Raw genomic sequence first — 8,788 nt, 5'->3', positions numbered from 1 at the left:
TTCGCGGGCAAGCCTCGCTCCTACATTTGTTTAGTGTTGTTCACAAGATTTGCGGCATCGGCTGACCCTGTGGGAGCGAGCCTGCTCGCGAAGGCGTCAGGTCTGACACACCGCGTCATCGTTCTTCGCGGGCAAGCCTCGCTCCTACATTTGTTTAGTGTTGTTCACAAGATTTGCAGCATCGCCTGTCCCTGTGGGAGCGAGCCTGCTCGCGAAGGCGTCAGGTCTGACACACCGCGTCATCGTTCTTCGCGGGCAAGTCGGATCGCCGCACCGCTCGCTCCTACACACTAATCAGCCCTGCTTCAAATCGAGGCAGTAGGTGAAATACCCCGTATCCCGCACATACCCCAGCGATTCATATAAGCGCTGCGCGCCAACGTTGTCCGTCGCGGTTTCCAGCACCAATCCCTTCGCCCCTGTCGACAGCGCAAACGCGCGGGCGGTGTTCATCAGCAACGTCCCTACCCCACGACCGCGAGCAGCAGGCGTGGTGAAGAGGTCGCTGAGCAGCCAGGTGCGATGAGCGTCAATGGAGGAAAACGTCGGGTAGAGCTGGACGAAACCCAGTGCCTCTCCTTCATCGTCTACAGCGAGGAAAATCGCGGATTCATCCTGGGCGATGCGCTCGGCGATGAAGGCTCGGGACTGCGGCAGGTTGGAGGGTTGCTCGTAGAAGCCTCGGTAGGCGTCGAAGAGATGGGCGACTTGCTCGAGGTGGCTGGCGTCGGCGCGTTGGGCGTGGATGGCCATGGTGATCGTCTCCGTACGGGTTGAACAAAAACCCTGTGGGAGCGAGCTTGCTCGCGATAGCGGACTGACAGTCAACACACGCGTTGAATGTACAACCGTCATCGCGAGCAAGCTCGCTCCCACAAGGATTGCGTCGCAAGGAGTGTAGCGTCCTTCACGCCTTCGATTGCTGCTCCGAAGACATCCCCACCGCCGACGACCGCGCCAAGCCGTAATAAAGCACCCCCGGCACCACCAACCCGACAATCCAGGAAATATCCACCCCACCGAGTTGCGCAACCATCGGCCCGGAGTAGAAGTGCGTGTCCACAAACGGCAACTGGATCAACACACCCACGACATACACGCTGATCCCGCGCACGTTCCAGCGTCCATAACGCCCCGCTGGGTCGGACAGCGCTGCAATGTCATAACGCTCCTTGTTGATGAAGTAGTAATCCACCAGGTTGATCGCGCTCCACGGCGTGAAGAACGTCAGCAGAAACAGGATGAAGTACTTGAACGAGTTCAGGAACGAGTACTGCCCCAACAGCGCCAGCGTGGTGGAGGCCGCGACGATCAACAACACAAACACCATGCGCTGGCGGGCAGTGATTTCGAGGCGGCTGCGAAAGCCGCTGATAATCGTCGCCACGCACATGAAGCTGCCATAGGCGTTGAGCGTCGACACTGTGACCTTGCCGAACACCACGCTGAGGTAAAGCAGCGAGGCCATCACGCCGGTGCTGCCCAATCCGACGATGGTCGCCACCTCATGACCGCGAAAATTCGCGCCGGCCAACGCGGCTGCAAACACCCCGAGCACCATTGAAGCCTGGGCGCCCAGCACCGTGCCCAGGCCAACAGCCGCGAAGGTTTTCCAGGAAGACGTTTTGCTCGGCAGGTAACGCGAGTAGTCCGCCACATAAGGCCCAAACGCGATTTGCCAGGACGCCGACAGCGACACCGCCAGCAGGAAAGTGCTCCAGCCGAAGTGGCGGTTTTCCAGGAGCAGGCCGATGTCGTTGACCGTCATCAGCCGGGTAAACAAATAGGCGAAGGCGATGATGCCCAACACGCTCGCCACCCTGCCCACCCAGTGAATCACGCGATAGCCGAAGATCGTCAGGAACGTGATGCACGCGGCGAAAATCAGGATGCCGGCGCTGTCGCTGACGTGGATCAACTGCGCAATCGCCTGCCCCGACAACACCGCGCCGGTGGCGCTAAAACCCAGGTACATCAGGCACACCAGCACAATCGGGATCGCCGCCCCGTAGACGCCGAACTGCACGCGACTGGAAATCATCTGCGGCAGCCCGAGCTTCGGCCCTTGCGCGGCATGCAGGGCGACGACGGCGCCGCCGAGCAACTGGCCGATCAGCAAGCCAATCAGCGACCAGAACACATCCCCGCCCAGCACCACCGCCAGCGCGCCGGTGACGATGGCAGTGATTTGCAGGTTGGCGCCGAGCCACAACGTGAACTGGCTGTAGAGGCTGCCATGACGCTCGGCCTCGGGGATGTAATCGATCGAACGGGTCTCGATCAAGGGACTTCGTTGTTGAGTCATTGCGGTGTGCTCTTCTGAGTAACACCAACAAACGGCGCCTTGGCCCACACAACCTTGCCGCCAACCATGGTCAACAGCACGTTATTGCGCGCCAGTTCGTCCTCGGGCACCTGCATGAAGTTCTTGTCCAGCACGATCAAATCCGCAAACTTGCCGACCTCGACCGAACCGACCACCGCGTCCAGCTTCAATTGCTCGGCGGCGTTCAGGGTGATGGTGCGCAGCACTTCCTCACGGGACAGCGCCGGATCAGCGTTCAGCCTGCCCGCGTATTTGGGGCCATAGCTGTGCGGGTTCTGCGGATCGCCCGAGCGGGTGACACCGACTTTCAACGCGAGAAACTCGTCGAGCGGATCCACCGGCCAGTCGCTGCCATAGGCCACACGACCGCCCGCACGGGCGATGCTGCCCGATGGTTCCATGCGGGCAAACCGCGCGGCGCCGAGGTGATCGCTGGTGCCATCGACGGTGGACGGCGCTTGCTGCGCCCACTGGAACGACATGTTGGCCGTCACGTCGAGCGCCTTGACGCGCGGATAGTCCGCCGGGTCCACTTCTTCGTTGTGGGTAATGGTCGGGCGAAAGGCATTGCCCGGCAGTTGATGGCGAACGTATTCGATGCCGTTCAACGAATCGCGTACCGCGCGGTCGCCGGTGGCGTGAAGGTGCGGATCGAGGCCGGCCTCGACCGCCTTCAGCAGCAGCGGATTGAGTACGTGTGGCGGGAAGTACAGTTCGCCGAGATTCTTGCCCGGCTTCCACTTCGGCGCCTTGTCGGTGCCGGCATTGTGCAGGTACGGCGTCAGCATCGCCCCGGTATCCGCCGGCGCGTTGATGATGCCGTCCATGAACAATTTGACGTGGCGCATGCTCACGCCCGGCGCGACTTTGGTTTCGCCCTGATCGTAGGTGTTGGCCAAAACCTTGGCATCAGCGATGGTTTTCGCCGGGTCTGCGGCAGCGGCGGCCGGGTCGAGTTTGATCGCCAGCAAGGCGCGGGCGGTCAGTTCGCCCGACTGCTGCAAGGTCGTGAACGCTTTACCCATTTCGGGCCCCGACATGGCGTCGAAGAAGCTGGTGATGCCCTGCTGACGCATGGCGTCGAGCGCGGCGCGGGTCTGGGTCAGTTTCTCGGCTTCGGTAGCGGGCGGGACCACGGCGGCCATGGTATCGGCCGCGCCGTCCTCGCAGATGCCGTTCGGGTTGCCGGCGCTGTCGCGCACGTATTTGCCATCACTCGGGTTAGGGGTTTGCTTGGTGATGCCGGCCACTTGCAGACCACGGGAGTTGGTCAGCACCGTGTGGAAGTCGGTGGAACGGACCTGAATCGGGCGTTTGGTCTTGAGCGCATCCAGGGTCGATTTGTCCGGATCGCCGTCGAGCCCGTCCATGCCCATGCGATCCCAACTGCCGACTTCAAGCCACACATCGGGGCCCTTGTCCTTGTCGGCATCGAGACAGGCTTGAATGGTTTCCTGGAACACCTTGCGGGTCATGGTCTGGTATTTCAGATCGCACAAGGTCATGGCGCGGCCGCCGTCACCGGGGTGCATGTGCGCATCGATGAAGCCCGGCATCAACATGCGCCCGGCCAGGTCGATCAATTGGGTCTGCTTGCCAATGTAAGAGGAAACCCCCTCATCGCTGCCGACATACACGATCTTGCCACCGGTCACGGCAATCGCCTGTTGCACCGAATTCTTGCCATCGACGGTGTAGACATAGCCGTTGCGCATCACCATGTCGGCGCCGCTCGAACCTTGGGTCTGACACCCCACCAGCCCCACACCGGCAAACGCCGTCGTCGCGGCAACCGCGATAAATAGCCTGGAAAATTTCACTGCCTCACCTCTGTTTTTATAGTTTTGAAGTGCCCGAACAGACTGTCGCGCCAGCCCGTGGCAGGCAGGGCCTACCCTATAGCGCGCAGTCGAAATCCGGACCTCCACAAATGAGGAGGGGTCAGGTAATTAGTGGGATATACGGCGGGTATCGTGGGACGGCGAACGCAGGACCGAACCCAGTTCCACCTTGCTCTTCACGCCGAGCTGCAAGTAGCAATTGCGCAGATAAGTGCGCACGGTGGCCGGGCTCAGTCCCAGGGTTTTGGCGATCTCTTTATAAGAATGGCCGGCGGCGAACAGCAACGCGGCCGTGCGCTCCCGTGGCGCCAGCACCGCCCCGCGCGACTGCGCTTCGACGGACAGAATCACATGCTCGGCGTTCGGGCTCAGCGTCAGCGTGCAACGACCGAAACGGATCACGCACGGCGCTTTGGCCAGTTGCGCGATCACTTCAAAGGGCAGTGTCGAACCGCTCCACCCCGGCAACTCACGCTGAATGGCGGCGCACAGCCTGGCGCCGACATACAGCAGACTGCCGTCGAGCCGGGCGATGCCGAAATCAGTGGCGCCGCTTCCGGTGTCGAAGCGAATCATGTCCTGCACCTGGAATCGCCAGAGTTGCAGCAGGTGATCGCAAAACGCAGAAAACAACTCGGCCTCACTGTCGCTGAACCCCGGCGCATCGGCGCCACGGTACACGCAGACGAAAAACAGCAAGCCGCTTTCGGGCAATTCGAAGGTGATGCACATCGGGTGATAGAGGTGATGACGTCGCGCGAAGTCGTTTACCTCTTCACTCGGGTCGGTGTAACCGCTTTCACGCACCACCGCGCCGAGTTGGCTGAGGGTGTCGTTGGAAAACTTGTCGATTTGCGCACAGGTGTGCCATTCGGCCGCGAACGATTCCGGCAGATTGATGCGCCCGTGCATCCAGCTTTGGGGCGGCGCATCGGCATCCGACGCCGACATCTCGCCCCACCAGGAGGACGCGAACGGCACCAGTTCGCTGAAGGCGTGCAGGCCGTCCTCGATGAATTGCGAGTCACCGCGATCCCGGGCCAGGCGACCGAGGTGCAGCACGCAGCGGTTGAATGCGTTGAGCGTGGCCATCGAGGTCATGGCGCCGATTTGCTCCCCCTCCTCCATCGTTCTTATCCTGTTGGCTACATGGCGTATTGATTCGACCATGCCATAGGCGCAGTAATCGCGTCCAGCTCAGGACTATTAAAGGAAAGGCAATCCCCGTACACCGTCTAATCTTATGTAGAGCACGCGCACCAACGTGCCTCAGCCTCTTGTTACAGGGGAATCGGGATGAGCGGACAAACAGCACGCCAATGCTCGTCATGGATCCTGCTCACCCTGCTCGCTATCAACCTGGCGCTGACTGCCGGGTGTGCAGGAAAAACGGCCAAGGCTCGCTACTTGGCCTCAAGCATAGGCTCCAGCTGCTATGCGAAAGCGCTGCCCACTGCCGGCGAGGGCGGCCTGGCTTGGGGCGATACCTTGAGCATGGCGCGCAAAAAATCCCTGGATAACTGCATGCGCTATGCCGGCCGGTCCGGTGGCACGCCGGATACCTGCCAGGTGGTGTTGGCGGAGTGTAAACATTGATAACGCGAGGCCGCTGCAGAGTGCATCTGTCGGCGTTTGACGAGTGATTTTCAGGCCAGGGCCGAAGCCTCATTCAGTTCAGGACACCGATTGCGGGCCGCTCTTCTGATTTCGGCAACCGCCTGCGCAATACGAGGATTCGCGTCTGGCTCATTCGCTATATAGTTTTGTATATTACGAAACCGATTTTTCAAGACGCCCCCATGCCCTCCTCCTTTGTTCCTTCCCCATGACCAGCATTCGCCAACGCAATCAGCACCTGATCCTGGCCGCCGCCAGCGAAGAGTTTGCCGCCAGGGGTTTCGACGCTACCCAGACCCGGGACATCGCCGCGCGCGCGGGGGTGCCGAAGGCGAATCTGTATTACTACTTCCAGACCAAGGAAAACCTCTACGCCAAGGTGTTGCTCGGGTTTGTCGAGCCATTGCTGGAGGCCTCGGCGGTGTTGCGCGAGAGCGATGATCCGGTGGTGGGGCTACAGGCCTACATCGCCGCGCGGATCCGCATCGCACGGGAGCATCCGCACATTGCCAAGGTGTTCAGTGGCGAGTTGCTGCTGGGGGGACGGCAGTTACCTGAAGAGTGTCGGGATTTGTTGTATGCCGAGGCGCAACGCAATGTCGACTGCCTGCGCAGCTGGATTGAGCGCGGGTTGCTGGCGCCGGTGGATCCGGAGCATTTGATGTTGTTTATCTGGTCGGCGACGCGCACCTACACCAACCTGGGCTGGCAGATGGCGCATATCACTGGCCAAGATACGCCGCAGGATGCGGATTATCAGAATGCGGCGGCGACGATTACCCGGTTGGTGTTGGGGGGTGTGGTGCCGGAGCGGGTTGGGGCGATTGGTGGGTTGATGTTTGCGACTTGATTTTGGGGGGCGGCGCATCGTTGTGTGTAGGAGCGAGGCTTGCCCGCGAAGGCGGTGTGTCAATAACGATGATGTCGACTGACACGCCGCCTTCGCGAGCAAGCTTCGCTCCTACAGGGGCTGGGGGCTATCCAGGCTTGTGGTTGTCCAGTACGCCCCCCACTAAGGCATCTGATCCAGCGGCAAAGACCCGGCGGCCGCTCGTTTGTCATACCAACGCTGGAGTGTTTCGGGCAGGCGCCCTTTCCAGCCTGGTACGTTGGTGTAGTAACGCGCGCGAAGATTGCCCTTCGAATCGCTCACGATCAACACCAGCCAGAAGCGCGAGTCGGTGGCGCGCATGAAAATTGAAGCATTGATACTGCCGAGCCCGCGTATCCACATTTCATCGACTTCGGCGCCCGGCACATCGCTGGATACATCGCCCTTGGTCCGCGAACTGCTGCTCTCGACCAACCGCCGGTAGTCGTCCTTGAGCAACTTGCGTAGCACGTCGTCTTCCTGCCGAGTGCGGACTAACCCTACGCTGAGTAAATCGTTTTCCACCGCCAAAGACTGTTCCGATGCCACGTAGCGTCCGGAATAAAACACGCCCATACCTGCCCCGCAATCAGCGTCACTGCCTTGCTGAGTGACATCGAGTACGCCGTTCATGGCGGTGAAGGTCAGCGCACAAGCGCCCTCGGCGTATCGCGCGGCCGTACCCTTGATCGTGGCGATGCCGTCCAGGTCGCCCATGTTGGCGCCGCTGACGGCCGAGACTTCGAACGTCATGTGTGTCGAGTCCGTGCGTTTGGTTTTCAACTCAGCTCCCGTAGAGACACCCCACGGAATCATCTGCCAAGTGGCGTCCCACGAGAACGGCGTGGCCATGTGGCCAAGTTCGGTGATACGCATCTGGTACTGCTGGCGCAAGCAACTGAGGTTATCCGTGCACTGATTACGCTGTTTCAGCCACTGGCGCTGATCGGTCTTCAGTGCTTTGGGATCGGCGACTTTCGGCAGCGTCACGCTCCACAGTTCGCCCAATTGCTTATCCAGGTTCGAGGTGTACGCATCGGCGCAAATGGCTTTTTCGCTGGGGCTCGCCGCACTGGTGCAGTCGAAGCTGCTGGCGCAGATGGCGGTGGAGAATGCGAGAGGCGCCAGTAGTGCGGCGCACGTGGCGATGAAACGTGAGGGCATGAGGAAGATTCCGTTCTTCAGGCGGGCGCTGGTATGCGTTGGGCCTGTGGATCAAGCTTTTTGTGATTGGCGGGGATTGGGGGGCTGCTTTGCAGCCCAGCGGGAGCAAGCTTCCTCGCCACAGGGAAGCCTACTCGCCGCAGAGGTTTCAGAGACGTATTTCAGCGCTCGGCAGGACGTCGATGCGCGCCACGGGGCCCGTCAAGTGGGCCAGGTCGGCGTTGTGCTCGGCGATGATGTCCTGGGCCGCGACGTTGCCGTTGTCGACGGTGGAATGCGCGTCGGCGGCGAGGACCACGTCATAGCCCAGGTTCAGGGCCTGGCGCACAGTGGCGTTGACGCAGTAGTCGGTTTGCAGGCCGCAGATGATCAGGCGATCGGTGCCCTGGTCTTGCAGCAATGCTTGCAGGTGGGTCTGGTAAAACGAGTCTCGAGTGGTTTTGCGCACGCGCAGGTCTTGCGGTGAAGTCTCCAGGCTGGCGGCCAACTGCCAACCCTTGGAGCCGTGTTGCAGCAGGTCACCCTTTTCTTCGTGCTGGATAAGGACCACCGGGAGGTTGGCTTCCCGGGCCTTGGCACTCAGGCTGTTGATGTTCTCGATGACGCGTTTGATGTCGAAGCATTCGTACTCGCCGGTGCACAGGGCGTGTTGGACGTCGATGATCAGCAATGCAGTGGTCATGGCAGGGAGCCTTAAAGTAATCCATCAGATTAAGGGGGGACGCAACCGGGTCCCTGAGGGCCGAGCGAGGATCGCGCGCAGTCGATAATGCCGTAAAACGCGCTCGTATAGAACAGCGCCGTTTCAGAGCGTGAGCAGCTTCCCCACCGCCGCTAATTTGAATTAAAAAAGCATTAAACCACATTCGCCATGACATTAATTTGTTGCGCTATTGTAACGAGCAATATCATTTCAATAAGCACGGCAATAACTGTAGGAAATATCGCCACTTTGCTTTAGGGTGAATC

Annotated in this window: 8 protein-coding genes; 2 read left to right on the top strand and 6 right to left on the bottom strand. The window is 60.5% G+C overall.

Annotated elements, in window-relative coordinates:
• Window positions 1-294 precede the first annotated feature (294 nt).
• The 4 genes from BK667_RS04140 to BK667_RS04125 all read right to left on the bottom strand — a co-directional run bounded on the left by BK667_RS04140 (window position 295) and on the right by BK667_RS04125 (window position 5,295).
• Window positions 295-753, bottom strand: coding sequence for a GNAT family N-acetyltransferase (locus tag BK667_RS04140; RefSeq protein WP_123596848.1), 459 nt, complete (start codon window positions 751-753; stop codon window positions 295-297).
• Window positions 754-907: 154 nt separating this feature from the next.
• The gene (locus BK667_RS04135; RefSeq protein WP_123596847.1) at window positions 908-2,305 is read right to left on the bottom strand and encodes a purine-cytosine permease family protein; all 1,398 of its coding nucleotides are present in this window, start codon (window positions 2,303-2,305) and stop codon (window positions 908-910) included.
• Window positions 2,302-4,146: an amidohydrolase gene (locus BK667_RS04130; RefSeq protein WP_123596846.1), complete on the bottom strand. Its 1,845-nt coding sequence runs from the start codon at window positions 4,144-4,146 to the stop codon at window positions 2,302-2,304. The genes BK667_RS04135 and BK667_RS04130 overlap by 4 nt, the downstream gene beginning before the upstream one ends.
• A 129-nt stretch (window positions 4,147-4,275) precedes the next feature.
• Window positions 4,276-5,295, bottom strand: a complete 1,020-nt coding sequence (locus tag BK667_RS04125; RefSeq protein WP_123596845.1) for a helix-turn-helix transcriptional regulator — start codon at window positions 5,293-5,295, stop codon at window positions 4,276-4,278.
• Between the two features lie 168 nt (window positions 5,296-5,463).
• Here BK667_RS04125 and BK667_RS04120 point away from each other — a divergent pair, with 168 nt between their 5' ends.
• Together BK667_RS04120 and BK667_RS04115 are read left to right on the top strand one after the other, a co-directional pair.
• A complete protein-coding gene (locus tag BK667_RS04120) occupies window positions 5,464-5,763 on the top strand; it encodes a hypothetical protein (RefSeq protein WP_123508952.1) in 300 nt (99 codons plus the stop codon).
• 229 nt (window positions 5,764-5,992) lie between these two features.
• Window positions 5,993-6,634, top strand: a complete 642-nt coding sequence (locus tag BK667_RS04115; protein ID WP_123508951.1) for a TetR/AcrR family transcriptional regulator — start codon at window positions 5,993-5,995, stop codon at window positions 6,632-6,634.
• Between the two features lie 162 nt (window positions 6,635-6,796).
• Here BK667_RS04115 and BK667_RS04110 read toward each other — a convergent pair whose 3' ends face one another.
• On the bottom strand, window positions 6,797-7,819 hold the full coding sequence (locus BK667_RS04110) for a lysozyme inhibitor LprI family protein (RefSeq protein WP_123596844.1): 1,023 nt from the start codon (window positions 7,817-7,819) through the stop codon (window positions 6,797-6,799).
• A gap of 148 nt (window positions 7,820-7,967) precedes the next feature.
• Window positions 7,968-8,501: a cysteine hydrolase family protein gene (locus BK667_RS04105; protein ID WP_123596843.1), complete on the bottom strand. Its 534-nt coding sequence runs from the start codon at window positions 8,499-8,501 to the stop codon at window positions 7,968-7,970.
• Window positions 8,502-8,788 lie beyond the last annotated feature (287 nt).

Source organism: Pseudomonas frederiksbergensis (assembly GCF_003732705.1).
Lineage (GTDB): Bacteria > Pseudomonadota > Gammaproteobacteria > Pseudomonadales > Pseudomonadaceae > Aquipseudomonas > Aquipseudomonas frederiksbergensis_F.
This window is presented reverse-complemented; position numbering and strand designations above follow the sequence as displayed.

Excerpts from the sequence above, each read along its gene's own strand:
- BK667_RS04140 (WP_123596848.1), bottom strand. The coding sequence starts at position 753 with ATGGCCATCCACGCCCAACGCGCCGACGCCAGCCACCTCGAGCAAGTC.
- BK667_RS04135 (WP_123596847.1), bottom strand. The coding sequence starts at position 2,305 with ATGACTCAACAACGAAGTCCCTTGATCGAGACCCGTTCGATCGATTAC.
- BK667_RS04125 (WP_123596845.1), bottom strand. The coding sequence starts at position 5,295 with ATGGAGGAGGGGGAGCAAATCGGCGCCATGACCTCGATGGCCACGCTC.
- BK667_RS04120 (WP_123508952.1), top strand. The coding sequence starts at position 5,464 with ATGAGCGGACAAACAGCACGCCAATGCTCGTCATGGATCCTGCTCACC.
- BK667_RS04115 (WP_123508951.1), top strand. The coding sequence starts at position 5,993 with ATGACCAGCATTCGCCAACGCAATCAGCACCTGATCCTGGCCGCCGCC.
- BK667_RS04110 (WP_123596844.1), bottom strand. The coding sequence starts at position 7,819 with ATGCCCTCACGTTTCATCGCCACGTGCGCCGCACTACTGGCGCCTCTC.
- BK667_RS04105 (WP_123596843.1), bottom strand. The coding sequence starts at position 8,501 with ATGACCACTGCATTGCTGATCATCGACGTCCAACACGCCCTGTGCACC.